Origin of the sequence: Streptomyces marianii, from assembly GCF_005795905.1 — a bacterium.
Classification (GTDB): Bacteria; Actinomycetota; Actinomycetes; order Streptomycetales; family Streptomycetaceae; genus Streptomyces; species Streptomyces marianii.
Window position 1 is genome coordinate 6,904,651 of the sequence record NZ_VAWE01000001.1, and the last position, 17,946, is coordinate 6,922,596.

The following is a 17,946-nucleotide window of genomic DNA, read 5'->3' on the forward strand; positions in this document are numbered from 1 at the left end:
CGCGTCCGCTACCGGTACTTCTTCAGCTCGCGCCGCGCCAGCGACCGCTGGTGCACCTCGTCCGGGCCGTCCGCCAGCTGCAGCGTCCGCGCCGCCGCCCACAGCTCGGCCAGCGGGAAGTCCTGGCTCACCCCGCCCGCGCCGTGCACCTGGACCGCCTTGTCCAGGACGTCCACGACCGCACGCGGTGTGGCGATCTTGATCGCCTGGATCTCGGTGTGGGCACCGCGGTTGCCGACCGTGTCCATCAGCCAGGCGGTCTTCAGCACCAGGAGCCGCAGCTGCTCCACGGTCACCCGGGCGTCGGCGATCCAGTTCTGCACGACGCCCTGCTGGGCGATCGGCTTGCCGAAGGCCGTACGGGACACGGCCCGCCGGCACATCAGCTCGATCGCCCGCTCGGCCATGCCGATCAGCCGCATGCAGTGGTGGATGCGGCCCGGCCCGAGGCGCGCCTGGGCGATCGCGAAGCCGCCGCCCTCCTCGCCGACCAGATTCGACACCGGTACCCGCACGTCGTCGAACACGACCTCGGCGTGGCCCCCGTGGGAGTGGTCCTCGAAGCCGTACACCCGCATCGCCCTGCGCACCTCCACACCGGGGGTGTCGCGCGGGACGAGGAGCATCGACTGCTGGCGCCGGATGTCCGCGCCCTCCGGGTCGGTCTTGCCCATCACGATGAAGATCCGGCAGTCGGGGTTCATCGCCCCGGAGATGTACCACTTGCGGCCGTTGACGACGTACTCGTCGCCCCGGCGCTCGATCCGGGTCTCGATGTTCGTCGCGTCCGACGACGCCACCTCGGGCTCGGTCATGGCGAAGGCGGAGCGGATGTCGCCGGCCAGCAGCGGCTCCAGCCACTGCTTCTTCTGCTCCTCGGTGCCGAACTGGGCCAGCACCTCCATGTTGCCGGTGTCCGGCGCCGCGCAGTTCAGTGCGATCGGTGCCAGGTGGGGGCTGCGGCCGGTGATCTCGGCGAGCGGCGCGTACTGGAGGTTCGTCAGCCCGGCGCCGTGCTCGGAGTCGGGCAGGAAGAGGTTCCACAGTCCCTGCCGGCGTGCCTCCGCCTTGAGCTCCTCCGTCACCGCCGGGGTGTCCCACGGGGAGGCGAGCTTCGCGCGCTGCTCCTGCTCGACCGGCTCGGCCGGGTACACGTACTCGTCCATGAAGGCGAGCAGCCTCGCCCGCAGCTCCTCGGTGCGGGCGTCGAATGCGAAGTCCATGGGTGATCAGCCTTCCTGAAGGGTGGTGAGGCCGTGGTCGATGAACAAGGGGACGAGTTCGCCGATCCGGTCGAAGCCGGCGCCGACGGTCTGGCCGAGTGTGTAGCGGTAGTGGATGCCCTCCAGGATCACGGCGAGCTTGAACCAGGCGAACGCCGTGTACCAGGAGACGGCGGAGGTGTCCCGGCCGGAACGGGCCGTGTAGCGCTCGACCAGCTCCTCGGCGTCCGGGTGGCCGGCCGCCCCGGCCGTGGTGCTGACGGGGGAGTCCGGCAGCTCCAGCTTCCGGCTGTACATCACCAGCAGCCCGAGGTCGGTGAGCGGGTCGCCGAGCGTGGACATCTCCCAGTCGAGGACGGCCTTGATCCGGTCGTCCTCGCCCACCAGCACGTTGTCGAGGCGGTAGTCGCCGTGGACGACGGTGGGCGCGGGGGAGCGCGGCAGGGTGCGGCCGAGGGCTGCGTGCAGTTCGTCGATGCCCGCGAGGTCGCGGCCCCGGGAGGCGGCGAGCTGCTTGCCCCAGCGGCGCAGCTGACGGTCGAGGAAGCCCTCCGGGCGGCCGAAGTCGCCCAGCCCCACGGCCTCCGGGTCCACGGCGTGCAGATCGACGAGGGTGTCGACGAGACCGAGGACGGCCTCGCGGGTCCGCTCGGGGCCGAGTGGCGCCAGCTGCTCCGCCGTGCGGTACGGAGTGCCCTCGACGAACTCCATGACGTAGAAGGGCGCGCCGAGCACGTCCTCGTCCTCGCACAGCAGCAGCGGCTCAGGCACCGGGACGGCCGTCGGGTGCAGCGCGCTGATGACCCGGTGCTCGCGCTTCATGTCGTGAGCGGTGGCGAGCACATGGCCGAGGGGCGGGCGCCGGACGATCCACCGGCCGGCGCCGTCCGTGACGGCGTAGGTGAGGTTCGAACGGCCGCCCTGGATCAGCCGGGCCTCGAGCGGTCCGCTCACCAGGCCCGGCCGCGCGCGGTCGAGATGGACCCGCAGCCGGTCGGGGTCGAGGCCCGGGGGGTGGACTGAGCTCATCGGGGTACCTCCGGTGGGGCGGCAGATCGGGTGCGCTCATGATGACCGACCAGTCGGTATGTCGTCCAGGGTGAGGCGGCGCCAGTGCGTGAACCCGACTCCCGGGCCTGGTCGTACGAACGCGTGGGTGAACGCCGTTCATGCATGGGTAAAGCGCCGATCATCGTCGAGGCCCGGCCGGCGGGGCCGCCCCGGGCCGCCCCGCCGGCCACCCGGTGCGTCCTCCGTTCCTCCACATCGAGGCCGCGCCGACATGGTCCGCCCGGGGAGTGCGGTGCGTGTGTCCGCGGCGGGACGCCCCGCCCGGCCCGCTCGCCGAGGTCCCGCCGGGGCGTTCGGTCATGGATCTGAACGGCCTGCGCGTCCTGACCGGTCAGGTGTGCGGTGCCTCACGGGCCTCGGCGAGCGGGCCGACGCGGGCCGACGCGGGCGGACCGCAGAGGTGTGGAGAGGCGGGGAAGCGCCGGTTCCCGGTCTTCCGCGCCGTCGAGGCCGCCTGCCTCGACGCGCTCGGCGAGGCAGGCGGACCGCGTGCGTCGTGGGCCGCCGGATCGGTGTCCCTCGGCCGGGGCGACGTTCTCGGCGCCGAGGGGGCGGAACGGCCCGAGCGCGCGGGGCGAACCGCTCGGCGAGACCGTCGGGGCGAGGGGTGTTCCACCCTGGTGAGCCGGGGTTCCGGTGAACACCGCGCCGCGCTCCGGGGGGCGGGCGGCCGTGTCACCCGCGGTCCGCGGTACGGGTGGTGCCGGGGCGGATCAGCCGCGGGTGGTGCCGGGCCGGAGGTCGGGGCGGGGTCGCGTCAGTGGTCGTCCCAGTGCCCGTCGTGGGCCGCGTGGCGGTGGCCGTCGTGGACGTAGTCGACGTGGTCGCCGTGCCGGACCGACACGTGCCCGCAGCCCTGCCCGTGCTGATGGGGGTGGTCGGCGTGGGTGTGGTGTCCACCCGGTTCGCACTCGTCCCAGTGGCCCTGGTGAGAGCGGTGCATGTGGCCGTCGTGCGCGTAGTCGATGTGATCGCCGTGCACGATCTCGGTGTGCCCGCAACCCGGGCCGTGGGCGTGCTCGTGGGTGGGGTGTTCCTGGTGGAGAACGGTCATGCTGCTCACCTTCGGAGTCGATCGGGCGGCGATGGTCCGGTGACCATCGGCCGGCACCACGCTAGTCCGGAAAGTCTGTTTGTTCTGTTTTCTTCGATCGCGCCGCGAGCCTTTCCCCCCGAGCCAAGGCGCTCCGGCTTGCGGAACGCATGCGCGCGCCGGAGTGTCGGACGTATGAAGGCGATCAGCTACCGCCGCTACGGCGGTCCCGAGGTGCTGGAGTGCGGCGAGCTCCCGATGCCCAAGCTCGGCCCGGACTCCGTCCTGGTCAAGGTGCGCGCGGCGGCCGTCAACCCGGTCGACTGGAAGTGCCGCGAGGGCCATCTGGATCCGGTCCTCGACGCCGTCTTCCCGGTCGTCCCGGGCTGGGACCTCTCCGGTGTCGTCGTCAGGCCGGGGGTGTCGGTTCCCGAGTTCTCCGAGGGCGAGGAGGTCATCGGGTACGTCCGTGAGGACTTCCTGTCGCGAGGCACCTTCGCCGAGTACGTCGCGGCCCCGGTCCGCACCCTCGCCCGCAAGCCGCGCAATCTGAGCTTCGAGGAGGCGGCCGGGCTGCCGCTGGCAGGCCTCACCGCCTACCAGGTGATCACCCAGGGGCTGGGCGGCGTCACGCATGGCGACACGGTCCTGGTCCACGCGGCGGCCGGCGGGGTGGGATCGATCGCGGTCCAGCTGGCGCGGCACTTCGGCGCGCGGGTGATCGGCACCGGGAGCGAACCGTCCCACGAGTACCTGCGCGACCTGGGCGCCGAGCCGGTGGCGTACGGCGAGGGGCTGGCCGAGCGGGTACGGGCCCTGGCCCCGGACGGGGTGAGCGCGGTCTTCGACTGCGTGGGGGGAGAGGCCCTGGCGCAGTCAGCCCCGCTGCTCGCCGAGGGCGGCAGGATCGCCTCCATCGCCGATCACGCCGTGACCGGGCTGGGCGGGCGCTATGTGTTCGTACGGCCCAACACGGCCGACCTCTACCGGCTCAGCGAACTGGCCGAGGAGGAGGTCGTCTCCGTCCATGTGGCGCGGGTCCTCCCGCTGGAGCGGACGGCCGAGGCGCACCGGCTCAGCCAGGAAGGCCACACCCGCGGCAAGATCGTCGTCACCGTCGCGGACGCCTCCTGACGGCAGGGGACGCCCCGCCCCTCGCCGGCCGCTTCCCGCAGGTGCCCCCTCACCACACGATGGCGACGGCGAACACGGCGAGTGCGAGCGTGCAGGCGGTCGCCGCGATCGCCTGGCCGAAGGGCATCGCACCCGGAGGCCGTCCCAGGGCCATGGTCCGGACGCGCCGGTGCGCCACCGCGAGGAATCCGAGCCACACCGCCGCGCTCAACGCGAAGGAGACGCCATCGCCCGCCGTCACCGTGCCGTGGCGCACCACCTGACGGACCGCGAGCACCGCCGCGACCGTGAACGCCAGCGTCGTACGCCGCCAGGCCAGCCGGGTCCGCTCCGGCTGGAGCCCCGGATCGCGCGTGAGGGCGCTCATCCCCGCCCCGAGGCCACGACCAGCACCATGGTGACCGAGACGGCGCCCACGACCAGGGCCAGCAGGGAGGGGAAGCGGGACAGCGGCAGGTCCTCGCCGCGCCGCATCGCCAGCTCGCAGCGCACCCAGTGGTGGACCGCGCGGAACGCGCACAGCACCCCCGCCCCGATCAGTGCGAGCGACAGTCCCACGCGAATCCCCCACCGCAGATCGGGCAGGAACTGGTCGACGGCGAAACCCCCCGCGATGAGCGCGAGCGCGGTCCGGATCCAGGCGAGGAACGTGCGCTCGTTGGCGAGCGAGAACCGGTAGTCCGGGGTCTCGCCCTCCTCCTGGATCCGCTGCGGCGCGAACCACAGGCGCAGGCTCCGTACGAAGTCGCTCACGCGCCGCACCCTACCCGCGCGGTGGGGCGACACCCCGTCCGGCGGGGCCACGGTGCCGTGGCGCCGCCGGACGGGGGCGCTCAGTGCTCCCGCTCCCGTCGCAGCCGCTCGTATGCCGCCAGCCCGTCCGGGACCCACTCCCACTCGTCGAGCCGCGCCTCCAGCTCGGACTCGGGCAGGAACCGGTGCCAGGCGACCTCCTCCGCCTGCGGACGCACCGGGAGTTCGCAGCGCACCTCGTAGACGGCCGACCACCAGGTGTGCCAGACCGGCTCGGGTCCGCCGGCCGGCGCCGGCGCGGACGCCTCGTAGAGGAACTTGAAGAGCGGGACCGGACGCGGCAGCCCACGGACCCCCAGCTCCTCCTCGGCCTCGCGCAGCGCCGCGTCGTCGTACGACTCGCCCGCCCCGACGACACCGCCGACGAACATGTCGTACAGGGACGGGAAGACGAGCTTCGTCGCCGTGCGGCGGTGCACGAAGACCCGCCCCTCGACGTCCCGCGCGAGGACGAACACGGCGCGGTGCCGCAGGCCGCGCGCGTAGGCCTCGCCGCGCGGCGCCCGGCCCACGACCTCGTCGTTCTCGTCGACGATGTCCAGGATCTCCTCGGAGGGATGCGCAGAGGTGTTCATGGCGCCATCCAACCAGCCGGGGGAGCGGACGCCGGGCCGGCCGGAAGGGGAAGCGGCCCGGCGACCCGTCCCCCGGACCGCCGGCGAACCGCGGGCGAGACGGCCGGAAGCGGACTCCGGCCCGGCCCGTGGACCGCGCCTCGGGGTCCGTGGCCACCGCCGCCACTTTCCCCGGTGGGAAGTGTTGACGAGTTACTGCCGCGTACAGAAGATCGGAGCCATCGCACTGGGTCGCGCCGCCGGGCGCCCGCTCCGAGAGGGACACCAACCATGGCGAACGACGCCGATGTCATCGTGATCGGGGCAGGGCTGGCGGGTCTCGTGGCCACCGCGGAACTCGTCGACGCCGGGCGGAAGGTCATCCTGCTCGACCAGGAGCCGGAGCAGTCGTTCGGCGGGCAGGCCCACTGGTCGTTCGGCGGCCTCTTCCTGGTCGACTCGCCGGAGCAGCGGCGGATGCGCATCAAGGACAGCCACGACCTGGCGTTGCAGGACTGGCTCGGCACGGCCGGGTTCGACCGCGACGAGGACCACTGGCCACGCCGCTGGGCGGAGGCCTACGTCGACTTCGCCGCCGGTGAGAAGCGGCCCTGGCTGCACGCCCAGGGCGTCAGGTTCTTTCCGGTCGTCGGCTGGGCCGAGCGCGGTGGCTACGACGCGAACGGGCACGGCAACTCGGTACCCCGGTTCCACATCACCTGGGGGACCGGGCCCGGCATCATCGAGCCGTTCGAGCGCCGGGTGAGGGAAGGCGTCGCCCGCGGACTGGTCGAACTGCGCTTCCGCCACCGGGTGACGGGGCTCGCCCGTACCTCGGGAGCCCTCGACACCGTCACCGGCGAGATCCTGGAGCCGTCCGCGGTGGAGCGGGGCGAGGCGAGCAGCCGCGAGGTCACCGGGTCGTTCGAACTCCGCGCCCAGGCCGTCGTCGTCACCTCCGGCGGCATCGGCGGCAACCACGACCTCGTACGCGCCCAGTGGCCCGAGCGGCTCGGCACCCCGCCCGGGAAGCTGCTCTCCGGCGTCCCGGCACATGTCGACGGACTGATGCTCGGCATCGCCGAGTCGGCCGGCGCCCGCCACATCAACCGCGACCGCATGTGGCACTACACCGAGGGCATCGAGAACTGGAACCCGATCTGGGCCCGGCACGGCATCCGCATCCTGCCCGGGCCGTCCTCGCTCTGGCTGGACGCGCGCGGACGGCGACTGCCCGTCCCGCTGTTCCCCGGCTTCGACACACTCGGCACGCTGGAGCACATCACCCGGACCGGCCACGACCACACCTGGTTCGTGCTCGACCAGCGCATCATCGGCAAGGAGTTCGCACTCTCCGGCAGTGAGCAGAACCCCGACCTCACCGGCCGCTCCGTGCGCGGGGTCATCGGCCGGGCGCGGGCCGAAGTGCCGGGGCCCGTCAGGGCGTTCATGGACAACGGGGCCGACTTCGTGGTCGAGAAGGACCTGACGGCGCTGGTGCGAGGGATGAACGCGCTCACCGAGGAACCCCTCATCGACGAGGCCGCGCTGCGCCGCGAGATCATCGCCCGGGACAGGGAGATCGCCAATCCCTTCACCAAGGACCTCCAGGTCACGGCCATCCGCGGCGCCCGCAAGTACCTCGGCGACAGGCTCATCCGCACCGCGTCCCCGCATCGCATCCTCGACCCCGGGGCAGGTCCCCTCATCGCCGTGCGGCTCAACATCCTCACCCGGAAGTCGCTCGGGGGCCTGGAGACGGACCTCTCGTCCCGGGTCCTCGCCGACGGCGGCGAGCCGCTGCCGGGGCTGTACGCGGCGGGCGAGGCAGCCGGGTTCGGCGGCGGCGGCGTGCACGGCTACCGCTCCCTCGAGGGCACCTTCCTCGGCGGCTGCATCTTCTCGGGGCGCGCGGCGGGCAGGGCGGCGGCGAAGGCGGTGTCGTGACCGGGGGCGCGTGGGTGTGGCGCCGGTGGGACATGGCGGGCGGCCCGGGGCGGGTTGCGCGGAGGCGGTTCGAGGGCATCTCCGCAGGACAGTGGCCCTGACCAACCCGCTGGTGCGCGGGGCGGGTTGACCTGTCCCGCGTGGCGCGGATGGGCAGCGGCGGGGTTGCGGAAGGGCCGGCCTTGACGGGGAGCCTTCGCTGCCGCTTTGCTGAGCGCGATCATTCGCTCACAGTCTGATGTGAAAGTAGCAACGCGGATGCCCCCACCTCCGCCTCCGCTCGGCCGCCGCCGTCGCGCCGGGCGCTCCGGCCGGCCCTTCGACACCGCACTCGACGACACTGAACTCGCGTCGGCACGAGCACAGTTGACCCACGGCCGGTGGAGCGCCGTGCGGTCGCTGCTCACGGCGACCGGTGACGACTGGGACCGCCGGGGCCATCGGCTCGTCGTCCTCGGCGAGCCGCCGTCGAGCGCCGCCTGGGCGCGTGACTGGCTCCTGGCGGAGCCTGACAGCGCCGACGCCGCAGTGCTGCTCGCCTGCGCCGAGGTCCGGGCCGCTCTGCGCGGCAAGGAACGGCCGGAGTCCGCCAGGGCCGCCTGCCTCGTGGCGGCGGGGCTCGCGCCCCGGGACCCGACGCCGTGGCTCGCCCAGTTGCTCCTCGCCCGCACCCTGGGCACCGAGGGGGAGGTCGCCCGTCTCTTCGACGAGGTACGGGTCCGTCACCCCGAGCACCACCACGCGCACCATCTGATGGCCGCCCGGCTCGCCGAACGCCGTGCCGGTGCCGGGCAGGACCCGCTCCACGAGGTGTACGACTTCGCGTCCTGGGCGGCCGAGCAGGCCCCGGCCGACTCCCCCCTCGCGGTTTTGCCCGTCGTCGCGCACGCCGAGCGGTACCGGGTGCTGGCGGCGGCCGGCCGCGAGCCGGTCGACCCCCTCGCCTCCGGCCACTGGACCGGCCGGCGGGCCCGCCTGGTGATGAAGGCGGCCTTCGACTGGTGGCTGGAGTGGGAGGGCGAGGACCACCCGCGCAACCGTCTCGACCTCAACTACCTCGCCCACGCCAAGTACTGCGAGGGACGCTCCGCCGAGGCGGCGGCCCTGTTCCACCGCATCGGGCCGCACGCCACCCCAGACCCCTGGTCCTATCCGGACCGGGACCCGCACCACGCTTTCCAGGCCGCGCGCGACGCCGCGCTCGGCTCCGTCTGAACCACCCATCCCCGAAGGGACCGCCCCGCCATGCCGCCGGCCAGTTCGAGCACCAGCACGAGCGCCACCAGCACGAGCGAGATCAACACCTACAAAGGACAGGAACGGGCGCTGCGGGCCGGCCGGCTCGGGACCGCGGGCCTGCTGCTCTCGGTCCTCGCGGCCAGCGCACCGCTGATGGTGGTGGCCGGGGTCATGCCCACCGTCTACGGCGTGATGGGCATCGTCGGCCAGCCCCTGCTGTACGTCGTCCTCGGCGTCGTCCTGATGCTGTTCAGCGTCGGCTACGCCGAGATGAGCCGCCACGTCCACAACGCGGGCGCCTTCTACGCCTACATAGCCCGCGGCCTCGGCCCCACCTCGGGCGCCGGGGCCGCGCTCGTCGCCCTCGTCGCGTACAGCGCGATGCAGGTCGGCATCTACGGCATCCTCGGCTTCGAGGTTTCGGGGCTGCTCGCCGCCCACCTCGACCTGACCGTCGCCTGGTGGGTGCCGGCGCTCGCCGCCGCCGCCGTCGTCGCCGTCCTGGGCTGGCTGAAGATCGACCTCAACGCCAGGGTGCTCGGCGTCCTCCTGGTGGTCGAGTGCGCCCTCGTCGTCGTCTTCGACGTCGCCGCCGTCGCCGACCCCGGTCCCGAGGGACTCTCCCTGAGCGCCTTCGACCCCGGCACGCTCACCGGCGCGGGTCTCGGCACCGCCCTCTGCTTCTGCATCGCGGCGTTCGTCGGCTTCGAGCAGTCCCCGGTGTACGCGGAGGAGACCAGCCGTCCCCAGATCGTCGTCTCACGCGTGATGTTCCTCGCCGTCGGCTACGCCGCGCTGTTCCTCGCGCTCAGCGCCTGGGCGCTCACCGTCGCCACCGGCCCCGGCGCCGTCACCCGCGAGGCGGCCGAGCAGGGCCCCGGCCTGCTGTTCTCGCTCACCGGCAGCCGGCTCGGCGCCACCTTCACCGATGTGCTGCACGTCCTCTTCCTGACCGGTATGTTCGCGGCGCTGCTCAGCTTCCACAACGTCGTCGCCCGGTACGCGTTCGCCATGGGCAGGGAGGGCCTGCTGCCCGCCGGCTTCGGCCGGACGAGCCGCACGAGCGGCGCCCCCGCCACCGGATCGGTGCTCCAGTCCGTCGTCTCCGTCGCGGTGATCGCCGCCTTCGCCGCCACCGACGCCATGCCCGCGGGCGACCCGACCACTCCGGTGCTGCGCCTGTTCACCTGGATGGGCAACATCGGGGCCCTCGGGGTGATCCTGCTGATGGCGGCCGCCTCCTTCGCCGTGATCGCCTTCTTCGTCCGCCGCGGCGCGGCCGGCCCGCTGGCCTGGCGGCTCGTCTGCTCCGGGCTCGCGGGACTCGCTCTCCTCGCGATCGCCGTCTACACGGTGAAGGACTTCGACGTCCTGATCGGCGCCGGCCCCGGCTCCTCGCTGAGCTGGATCCTGCCCGGCATCATCGGCGGCTCCCTGGTCGGGGGGCTGGTCTACGGCGTGGTCCTGAAGTCCGTACGGCCCGAGGTGCACGCCCGGATCGGGCTCGGCAACGAGGCCTTCCGGCTGGAGCAGGCCGCCGGGACGGAGCCCGCGCCCGGCGCCCAGGTGTGACGGAATTCTGACGGATACCCGCGGCAGCTGGATCCCGGCGGCCGCGGGTGCTCGAATCCAAGGGTGAACGAAACCACCCCGCCCCCGGGTCCGGCGCCGTCCGACCCGCCGGCGCCGGCCCCGGGCACCCCCGTGGAGCCGGGCACGCCCACCGTCCCGGGTACCCCCGTGGAGCCGGGCACGCCCACCGTCCCGGGTACCCCCGTGGAGCCGGGCACGCCCACCGTCCCGGGTACCCCCGTGGAGCCGGGCACGCCCACCGCCCCGGGCACTTCGGCGCAACCGCCCCCGAGCGCGTCGGCTGCCCCGGAGCCGGAGCCGGAGCCGGAGCCGGAGCCCGACCGGGACCCCGCCCCGGACCGGGACCCGGACCGGGACCCGGACTCGGAGGGCGCGCCCGTCGGCCGGCGTACGGTCCTCACGGTGCTCGGCCTCGGCGCCGCCGGCGTCGCCGCCGCGCCCTGGCTCCAGCGCGGCCTGGAGGCCGTCCTCGGGTCGGTCGCCGACAAGGACCCGACCAATCTCACCGGCCTGCTGCCCAACGGCGGCGGCTTCCGCTACTACTCGGTCGCCGCGTCCGTGCCCCGCAGGACCGCCGCCGACTACCGGCTCACCGTCGGCGGACTGGTCGAGCGCCCCGCCGGGTTCACCCTCGCCGCCCTGCGCAGACTGCCGCAGACCCGCCTCGTGCGCGACGTCCAGTGCGTGACGGGCTGGCGCGTCCCCGACACCCCGTTCGAGGGCGTCCGGCTGTCGGAGCTGCTGGACGCCGTCGGAGTGCGGCCGGAGGCCCGGGCGGTCCGGTTCACCTGCTTCGACGGCGCGTACAGCGAGAGCCTGACCCTCGACCAGGCCCGCCGCTCCGACGTCCTCGTCTGCCTGCGGATGCAGGACGAACCGCTCTCCCACGCGCACGGCGGCCCGGTACGGCTGTACGTCGCGCCCATGTACTTCTACAAGTCCGCGAAATGGCTCTCCGGGATCTCCCTGACCCGTGACGTGCGCCCCGGGTACTGGGAGGAGCGAGGCTATGACATCGACGCCTGGGTCGGCCGGTCGAACGGCCGAGACGACGCCCCCACCGCCTGAACCCTCTGCCCGCGTCGGGAGGTTCGGCGCCGCCGAGCGCCTGGTGCACCGTGCCACGGCTGCGCTGATGCTGCTGTGCGTCGCCACGGCCGCCTGTCTCTACGTGCCCGCACTCGCCGAACTCGTCGGCAGGCGCGCACTCGTGGTGACCCTGCACGAGTGGTCCGGGCTGCTGCTACCGGTGCCGTTCCTGCTGGGCCTGGCCTCCCGCGCGTTCCGGAAGGACCTGCGGCGGCTGAACCGCTTCGGGCCGCACGACCGCACCTGGCTGCGGGCCGCGCTCCGCCGCCGGCGCGGTCCCGGGGAGCGCCCTGCCGGGAAGTTCAACGCAGGGCAGAAGCTGTACGCGGCGTGGATCGCGGGCGCGGTGCTGGTGATGCTCGGCACGGGGCTGCTGATGTGGTTCACGCATCTCGCCCCGCTGGTCTGGCGCAACGGCGCGACGTTCGTCCACGACTGGCTGGCGCTCACCATCGGAGTCGTACTGATCGGGCACATCAGGATGGCGTTCGCCGACCCGGAGGCGCGCCGTGGCATGCGTTCCGGTTCGGTCGAGCGCCGGTGGGCCCGCCGGGAGCACCCGCTGTGGGATCCCGACCGGGACTGACCGCGGCTACCGCACGAGGGACGGCAGCAGCACGAGGACGGTGCCGACGACCGAGACGACGGTCTCCATCACCGACCAGGTCTTCAGCGTCTGGCCGACGTTCGTCCCGAAGTAGCACGGCGATGACGGCGATGACGGCGAGTACCGCCATGCCGAGCTGTGCGTCGCCCGCCGCGGATACCCTGTTCGGCGGCGTCCGCTTGCCGGCATCTCGACGCTGAGACGGGTCACGGTGGTTCCTCAGTCCTCGAGCCGGCGCAGCGCGGCGACGGCCCGCTCGGTGATTTCCTGGGGGGAGCCGGAGACGTCGACGGCGACGCCGGCCTCGTCGCCCCGCAGGGGCTGCAGGGTGGCGAACTGCGAGTCGAGCAGCGCGGTGGGCATGAAGTGGCCCGTGCGCTCGGCCATCCGGCGTTCGATCAGCGCGCGGTCGCCGGTCAGATGGAGGAACTCGACGTCCGGTGCCGCGGCCCGCAGCCGGTCCCGGTAGTTCCGCTTGAGCGCGGAGCAACTGACGACACCGCCGAGCCCGGCCCTGCCGTGCGCCCAGCGGCCGATGGCGTCCAGCCAGGGCCCGCGGTCGGCGTCGTCCAGCGCGACGCCGGCGGACATCTTGGCGATGTTGCCCGCGGGAAGGAAGTCGTCGCCCTCGGCGTAGGGAACGCCCAGTGCCTCGGCGAGCAGGGGACCGATGGTGGTCTTGCCGGTCCCTGCCACGCCCATCACCACAACGACGTGGGGGGTGCTCATAGGTGCCTCGCTGTCCTCGTCGGCATCGGCCCGGACGTCGGTCGGACGCCGGGCCGTGCGCTACTGAAACCTCTTGGGTACGACGTTGGCCGCCGTCACCCTCCATGTCCATGTCCATGTCCATGTCCAGGTCGCCGAAGCCGTTCGCGAAGGCGACGCCGAGCGTGCCGAGGGGCTGACTCGGCAGATCGTCGCCGGGGCCCTCCAGGAGCTGGACGTACTCGCTCCGTGAGGCGGTCCGCCACGCCTCGATGAGACGGCGCGCTCTTGCTTTTCCTTGCCGAAACCTCTGAAATTCCTCAGATTTGTGCCTGAGTGAGGTTCGCCACTACCAAGATCCCAAGGTTTCCATGATCATGTGGTGTCGGGCCGTCTGCGCCCGCCCTGTCTTGCCGCGGTGAGCCACCTCCGCACCGCGGCAAGGCCGCCGGAGTAGTTCCGGTACCGCACACCCCCCTCACGAAGGCGAACACCTATATGAGTGACCGCACCATGACTGCGGCCGATACGCCTGTCGCCGGCCCCCCGGCCACCGCCGCCCCCCACGTGGACGCCGGAGACGCCGGGTACCGCAAGGACCTCAAGTCGCGACACATCAACATGATCGCCATCGGCGGTGCCATCGGTACGGGCCTCTTCCTCGGTGCGGGTGGCCGGATGGCCAGCGCCGGCCCGTCGCTCTTCATCGCGTACGCACTCTGCGGCGTCTTCGCGTTCTTCGTCGTCCGCGCGCTCGGCGAGCTGGTCCTCTACCGGCCCTCTTCCGGGGCCTTCGTCTCCTACGCCCGTGAGTTCATGGGCGAGAAGGGCGCCTACACCGCCGGCTGGCTGTACTTCCTCAACTGGTCGACCACCGCCATAGCGGACATCACCGCGGCCGCGGTGTTCGCCCACTACTGGTCGGCGTTCAGCGACGTCCCGCAGTGGGTGCTCGCGCTGATCGCCCTCGCCGTCGTCCTCACCGCCAACCTGATCTCGGTGAAGTACTTCGGCGAGATGGAGTTCTGGTTCGCGATCATCAAGGTCGGCGCACTGGTGCTCTTCATGCTCATCGGCATCTTCCTCGTCGTCACCCAGCACGACGTCGGCGGCCACACCCCTGGCCTGTCCACCATCACGGACAACGGCGGCGTCTTCCCGAGCGGCGTCATGCCCATGCTCCTGCTCATCCAGGGCGTCGTCTTCGCCTACGCCTCCGTCGAGCTGTGCGGCGTCGCCGCCGGTGAGACCGAGAACCCCGAGAAGATCATGCCGAAGGCGATCAACTCGATCATGTGGCGCGTCGCCCTGTTCTACGTCGGCTCCGTGGTGCTGCTCTCCCTGCTGCTGCCGTACACGGCTTTCACCGGCGACCAGAGCCCCTTCGTCACGGTCTTCAACAAGCTCGGCATCCCGGGCGCCGCGAGCATCATGAACCTCGTCGTGCTCACCGCCGCGCTGTCCAGCCTGAACTCCGGCCTCTACTCCACCGGCCGGATCCTCCGTTCGATGTCGATCTCGGGTTCCGCGCCGAGGTTCACCGGCGTGATGAACAAGGGCGGCGTCCCCTACGGCGGCATCCTGCTCACCGCGGGCTTCGGCATCCTCGGCGTCTTCCTGAACTACGTGATGCCGGGCGACGCCTTCGAACTGGTGCTGAACTTCGCCTCGATCGGCATCATCGGCACCTGGGGCATGATCATGGTCTGTTCGCTGCTGTTCGTGAACCGCTCCAGGGAAGGCCGGCTCACCCGCCCGGCATACCGGCTGCCCTGGGCCCCCTGGACCCAGATCGTCACGCTGGTCTTCCTCGCCTCCGTCCTGGTCCTGATGTGGATGGACGGCGGGATCAGCCGCACCACCGTCAACTGCCTGCCGCTGATCGCGCTCGCCCTCGTCGGCGGCTGGTTCACGGTCCGCGACCGGGTCCGGCGCATCGCCGCCGAGCGCCGGTCCGACTGAGCCCCCCGGCCGCCGCGCCGCACCACCAGGACGAGGTCCCCCGCCCGAACCGGCGGGGGACCTCGCCGTCGCCCGGGAGCGCGCCGGTGGCGGTCCGGGTCCCCGGGTCTCTCCCCCCCCGCCGGCCGGACCGCCCCGAGTGCCGGTCACCCGCGTTCCTCACGAGCAGGTGCCTTTCGACGCCCGGCGCGCACGGACCAACCCCTGCGCACGCCATAGTGGGTGGTGACGTCAGTGCGCGACGAAGGGCAGGTCCAGCAATGCCGCAGCAGGTGCAAGGTGTGGTCGCACCCGGGAAGAACGAACCGGTGCGGGTCGAGGCGATCGTCGTCCCCGACCCGGGACCCGGGGAAGCCGTGGTGAAGGTGCAGGCCTGCGGGGTCTGCCACACCGATCTGCACTACAAGCAGGGCGGGATCAACGACGACTTCCCGTTCCTCCTCGGCCACGAGGCGGCCGGCGTCGTCGAGTCGGTCGGCGACGGCGTGACCGAGGTCGAACCGGGCGACTACGTGATCCTCAACTGGCGGGCCGTGTGCGGCCACTGCCGCGCCTGTCGGCGAGGACGCCCCTGGTACTGCTTCGACACCCACAACGCCCGGCAGAGGGTGACCCTCACGGACGGCACTGAACTGTCGCCCGCCCTGGGTATCGGCGCGTTCGCCGAGAAGACCCTCGTCGCCGCCGGCCAGTGCACCAAGGTGGACCCGGCGATCTCCCCGGCCGCCGCGGGCCTGCTCGGCTGCGGCGTGATGGCCGGCATCGGCGCCGCCGTCAACACCGGCCAGGTGGGCCGGGGGGACTCCGTGGCGGTCATCGGTTGCGGCGGTGTCGGCGACGGGGCCGTCGTGGGCGCACGACTGGCCGGGGCGACCCGGATCATCGCCGTCGACGTCGACGACCGGAAGCTGGAGACCGCCAGGACGATGGGCGCCACCCACACCGTCAACTCCCGTGGCGGGGACCCCGTGGAGGCCATCCGCGAGCTGACGGACGGCTTCGGCGCGGACGTCGTGATCGACGCAGTCGGCCGGCCCGAGACGTACCGGCAGGCGTTCTACGCCCGCGACCTCGCCGGCACCGTGGTCCTCGTCGGCGTCCCCACTCCCGACATGAAGCTGGAACTGCCGCTCCTCGACGTCTTCGGCCGGGGCGGCGCGCTCAAGTCCTCCTGGTACGGGGACTGTCTGCCCTCCCGCGACTTCCCCACGCTCGTCGACCTGCACCTCCAGGGCCGGATCGACCTCGACGCGTTCGTCACCGAGACCATCGGACTCGGCGACGTGGAGAAGGCCTTCGCCCGGATGCACGCGGGCGACGTGCTGCGCTCGGTGGTGGTCCTGTGACCGCCCGCATCGACCACCTGGTCACCTCCGGCACCTTCTCCCTCGACGGCGGCACCTGGGAGGTCGACAACAACGTCTGGATCGTCGGCGACGACGAGGAGGCGATCGTCGTCGACGCGGCCCACGACGCCGACGCGATCCTCGCCGCCCTCGGCGGCCGGACGCTGCGCGCCGTCGTCTGCACCCACGCGCACAACGACCACATCGACGCGGCTCCGGCGCTCGCCGAGGCCACCGGCGCGCCGGTCCTGCTGCACCCGGACGACCTTCCCCTGTGGAAGCAGACCCATCCCGGCCGGGCTCCCGACGGCGAACTCGCCGACGGGCAGACCCTGACCGTCGCCGGCACCGCACTGACCGTCCTGCACACCCCCGGCCACGCGCCCGGCGCGATCTGCCTCCACGCTCCCGAACTGGCCACCGTCCTCACCGGCGACACCCTGTTCCAGGGCGGCCCGGGAGCGACGGGCCGGTCGTTCTCCGACTTCCCGACGATCATCGACTCGGTCCGGGACCGGCTCCTCACGCTTCCACCGGAGACACTGGTCCGCCCCGGCCACGGAGAGACGACCACGATCGGCGTCGAGGCGCCGCACCTTCAGGAGTGGATCGACCGCGGCCACTGAGCGAGCCGCCGGCGGCTGGTGAACCGGCGCGGCTCCCCGGTGATGGGGTCGGTGAACTCCAGTGTCCGTGCGAGCAGTTGCAGCGGACGCGAGAAGTCCTCCGGCGCCTCGGCCGGGAGCGCCGCGGGATACAGCGGGTCGTTCAGGATCGGCAGCCCCAGACCGCTCATGTGCACCCGCAGCTGATGGGTGCGGCCGGTGGCCGGCAGCAGCCGGTACCGGCCCAGCCCGCCCCTCCGCTCCAGCAGCTCGATCCGGCTCTCGCTGTCGGGCTCGCCCGGCACCTCCCGCGCCGCGGGCACCCCGCGTTCCTTCTCGATGCGGCTCCGTACGGTCACGGGCAGTGCCACCGCCGGGTCGTACGGAGCCACCGCCTCGTACTCCTTGCGCACCCGGCGGTCGCGGAAGAGCGTCTGGTAGGCGCCGCGGTCACCGGGCCGCACGACGAACAGCACGAGCCCCGCGGTGAGCCGGTCCAGCCGGTGCGCAGGCTGGAGCCCGGGCAGCCCCAGATCGCGCCGCAGCCGAGCCAGCGCGGTCTCCGTGACGTGGCTGCCACGCGGTGTCGTCGCCAGGAAGTGCGGCTTGTCGGCGATCACCATCCGTTCGTCGCGGTGGGCGATCCCGATCTCGAACGGCACCGGCGTCTCGGGCGCGAAGTCGCGGTGGAACCACACGTACCGCCCGGCGGTGTACGGCTCGTCCGTGGCGACGGGACCGTCCGTGCCGACGAAGCGTCCGTCCCGCAGCATCGCGTCCACCCGCCCGGCGCCGACCGCCCCGGCGAACCGGTGGACGAGATGGTCCCGCACCGTGGGCCAGGCGCCGTCCGGGTCCTCGGGAAGCCGCAGCCGCACCGGGTCGATCCCGTCCCGCTGCGGCAGCGGGGCCGCCGGAGCCGCCCGCCGTCCGCGTCCCACAGCTCCTCACCTCATCCCCGCACCGACCGGTGCGCCAGCCCGGCACAAACAAAGAACCCCAGCTCAGCTGGGGTTCTCTGG

18 protein-coding genes and 1 pseudogene are annotated in these 17,946 nt (G+C 72.7%); 10 read left to right on the top strand and 9 right to left on the bottom strand.

Annotation, left to right across the window (positions count from 1 at the left end; genetic code table 11):
• Positions 1 to 8: 8 nt before the first annotated feature.
• The 3 genes from FEF34_RS31260 to FEF34_RS31270 form a co-directional block, all read right to left on the bottom strand.
• Entirely contained in the window at positions 9 to 1,223 is a 1,215-nt protein-coding gene (locus FEF34_RS31260) for an acyl-CoA dehydrogenase family protein (protein WP_138056153.1), read from the bottom strand.
• Positions 1,224 to 1,229: 6 nt separating this feature from the next.
• A complete protein-coding gene (locus FEF34_RS31265) occupies positions 1,230 to 2,252 on the bottom strand; it encodes a phosphotransferase family protein (RefSeq protein WP_138056154.1) in 1,023 nt (340 codons plus the stop codon).
• Positions 2,253 to 3,051: 799 nt separating this feature from the next.
• Positions 3,052 to 3,348, bottom strand: a complete 297-nt coding sequence (locus FEF34_RS31270) for a hypothetical protein (protein WP_138056155.1) — start codon at positions 3,346 to 3,348, stop codon at positions 3,052 to 3,054.
• 174 nt (positions 3,349 to 3,522) lie between these two features.
• On the opposite strand from FEF34_RS31270, the gene FEF34_RS31275 reads away from it, so the two are divergent.
• Entirely contained in the window at positions 3,523 to 4,461 is a 939-nt protein-coding gene (locus tag FEF34_RS31275) for an NADP-dependent oxidoreductase (protein WP_138056156.1), read from the top strand.
• Between the two features lie 49 nt (positions 4,462 to 4,510).
• Here FEF34_RS31275 and FEF34_RS31280 read toward each other — a convergent pair whose 3' ends face one another.
• From FEF34_RS31280 to FEF34_RS31290, 3 genes are all read right to left on the bottom strand, one after another.
• The gene (locus FEF34_RS31280) at positions 4,511 to 4,828 is read right to left on the bottom strand and encodes a DUF202 domain-containing protein (RefSeq protein WP_138056157.1); all 318 of its coding nucleotides are present in this window, start codon (positions 4,826 to 4,828) and stop codon (positions 4,511 to 4,513) included.
• On the bottom strand, positions 4,825 to 5,214 hold the full coding sequence (locus FEF34_RS31285) for a YidH family protein (protein ID WP_138056158.1): 390 nt from the start codon (positions 5,212 to 5,214) through the stop codon (positions 4,825 to 4,827). Before FEF34_RS31285 ends, FEF34_RS31280 begins: the two co-directional genes overlap by 4 nt.
• 80 nt (positions 5,215 to 5,294) lie before the next feature.
• On the bottom strand, positions 5,295 to 5,849 hold the full coding sequence (locus FEF34_RS31290; protein ID WP_138056159.1) for an NUDIX hydrolase: 555 nt from the start codon (positions 5,847 to 5,849) through the stop codon (positions 5,295 to 5,297).
• 270 nt (positions 5,850 to 6,119) lie between these two features.
• On the opposite strand from FEF34_RS31290, the gene FEF34_RS31295 reads away from it, so the two are divergent.
• The 5 genes from FEF34_RS31295 (at position 6,120) to FEF34_RS31315 (ending at position 12,282) form a co-directional block, all read left to right on the top strand.
• Entirely contained in the window at positions 6,120 to 7,775 is a 1,656-nt protein-coding gene (locus FEF34_RS31295; RefSeq protein ID WP_138056160.1) for an FAD-binding dehydrogenase, read from the top strand.
• Positions 7,776 to 8,033: 258 nt separating this feature from the next.
• Positions 8,034 to 8,990, top strand: coding sequence for a hypothetical protein (locus FEF34_RS31300; protein ID WP_171053169.1), 957 nt, complete (start codon positions 8,034 to 8,036; stop codon positions 8,988 to 8,990).
• A gap of 30 nt (positions 8,991 to 9,020) precedes the next feature.
• A complete protein-coding gene (locus FEF34_RS31305) occupies positions 9,021 to 10,586 on the top strand; it encodes an APC family permease (protein WP_138056161.1) in 1,566 nt (521 codons plus the stop codon).
• Between the two features lie 240 nt (positions 10,587 to 10,826).
• Entirely contained in the window at positions 10,827 to 11,675 is an 849-nt protein-coding gene (locus FEF34_RS31310) for a molybdopterin-dependent oxidoreductase (RefSeq protein ID WP_407698366.1), read from the top strand.
• Positions 11,617 to 12,282, top strand: a complete 666-nt coding sequence (locus tag FEF34_RS31315; RefSeq protein WP_138056163.1) for a cytochrome b/b6 domain-containing protein — start codon at positions 11,617 to 11,619, stop codon at positions 12,280 to 12,282. The genes FEF34_RS31310 and FEF34_RS31315 overlap by 59 nt, the downstream gene beginning before the upstream one ends.
• Positions 12,283 to 12,288: 6 nt before the next feature.
• Here the strand turns inward: FEF34_RS31315 and FEF34_RS31320 are convergent.
• Positions 12,289 to 12,396 (bottom strand): annotated as a pseudogene (locus FEF34_RS31320) (GntT/GntP/DsdX family permease); the annotation flags it as partial.
• A 126-nt stretch (positions 12,397 to 12,522) separates the two neighbouring features.
• Positions 12,523 to 13,032 carry a gluconokinase gene (locus tag FEF34_RS31325; RefSeq protein WP_138056164.1) on the bottom strand — a complete coding sequence of 170 codons (510 nt, stop codon included), beginning with the start codon at positions 13,030 to 13,032 and terminating at the stop codon, positions 12,523 to 12,525.
• A gap of 73 nt (positions 13,033 to 13,105) precedes the next feature.
• Between FEF34_RS31325 and FEF34_RS31330 the strand changes: the two genes are divergently transcribed.
• From FEF34_RS31330 to FEF34_RS31345, 4 genes are all read left to right on the top strand, one after another.
• Positions 13,106 to 13,264: a hypothetical protein gene (locus FEF34_RS31330; RefSeq protein WP_407698376.1), complete on the top strand. Its 159-nt coding sequence runs from the start codon at positions 13,106 to 13,108 to the stop codon at positions 13,262 to 13,264.
• A gap of 245 nt (positions 13,265 to 13,509) precedes the next feature.
• Positions 13,510 to 14,973: an amino acid permease gene (locus FEF34_RS31335; protein ID WP_138056165.1), complete on the top strand. Its 1,464-nt coding sequence runs from the start codon at positions 13,510 to 13,512 to the stop codon at positions 14,971 to 14,973.
• Positions 14,974 to 15,233: 260 nt separating this feature from the next.
• Entirely contained in the window at positions 15,234 to 16,319 is a 1,086-nt protein-coding gene (locus tag FEF34_RS31340; RefSeq protein ID WP_138056166.1) for an S-(hydroxymethyl)mycothiol dehydrogenase, read from the top strand.
• Positions 16,316 to 16,945, top strand: coding sequence for an MBL fold metallo-hydrolase (locus tag FEF34_RS31345; protein ID WP_138056167.1), 630 nt, complete (start codon positions 16,316 to 16,318; stop codon positions 16,943 to 16,945). Before FEF34_RS31340 ends, FEF34_RS31345 begins: the two co-directional genes overlap by 4 nt.
• Here the strand turns inward: FEF34_RS31345 and FEF34_RS31350 are convergent.
• Positions 16,918 to 17,865, bottom strand: a complete 948-nt coding sequence (locus FEF34_RS31350) for a pseudouridine synthase (RefSeq protein ID WP_138056168.1) — start codon at positions 17,863 to 17,865, stop codon at positions 16,918 to 16,920. The genes FEF34_RS31345 and FEF34_RS31350 overlap by 28 nt on opposite strands.
• Positions 17,866 to 17,946 lie beyond the last annotated feature (81 nt).

Excerpts from the sequence above, each read along its gene's own strand:
- FEF34_RS31260 (WP_138056153.1), bottom strand. The coding sequence starts at position 1,223 with ATGGACTTCGCATTCGACGCCCGCACCGAGGAGCTGCGGGCGAGGCTG.
- FEF34_RS31265 (WP_138056154.1), bottom strand. The coding sequence starts at position 2,252 with ATGAGCTCAGTCCACCCCCCGGGCCTCGACCCCGACCGGCTGCGGGTC.
- FEF34_RS31270 (WP_138056155.1), bottom strand. The coding sequence starts at position 3,348 with ATGACCGTTCTCCACCAGGAACACCCCACCCACGAGCACGCCCACGGC.
- FEF34_RS31275 (WP_138056156.1), top strand. The coding sequence starts at position 3,523 with ATGAAGGCGATCAGCTACCGCCGCTACGGCGGTCCCGAGGTGCTGGAG.
- FEF34_RS31280 (WP_138056157.1), bottom strand. The coding sequence starts at position 4,828 with ATGAGCGCCCTCACGCGCGATCCGGGGCTCCAGCCGGAGCGGACCCGG.
- FEF34_RS31290 (WP_138056159.1), bottom strand. The coding sequence starts at position 5,849 with ATGAACACCTCTGCGCATCCCTCCGAGGAGATCCTGGACATCGTCGAC.
- FEF34_RS31295 (WP_138056160.1), top strand. The coding sequence starts at position 6,120 with ATGGCGAACGACGCCGATGTCATCGTGATCGGGGCAGGGCTGGCGGGT.
- FEF34_RS31300 (WP_171053169.1), top strand. The coding sequence starts at position 8,034 with ATGCCCCCACCTCCGCCTCCGCTCGGCCGCCGCCGTCGCGCCGGGCGC.
- FEF34_RS31305 (WP_138056161.1), top strand. The coding sequence starts at position 9,021 with ATGCCGCCGGCCAGTTCGAGCACCAGCACGAGCGCCACCAGCACGAGC.
- FEF34_RS31315 (WP_138056163.1), top strand. The coding sequence starts at position 11,617 with ATGACATCGACGCCTGGGTCGGCCGGTCGAACGGCCGAGACGACGCCC.
- FEF34_RS31325 (WP_138056164.1), bottom strand. The coding sequence starts at position 13,032 with ATGAGCACCCCCCACGTCGTTGTGGTGATGGGCGTGGCAGGGACCGGC.
- FEF34_RS31335 (WP_138056165.1), top strand. The coding sequence starts at position 13,510 with ATGAGTGACCGCACCATGACTGCGGCCGATACGCCTGTCGCCGGCCCC.
- FEF34_RS31340 (WP_138056166.1), top strand. The coding sequence starts at position 15,234 with ATGCCGCAGCAGGTGCAAGGTGTGGTCGCACCCGGGAAGAACGAACCG.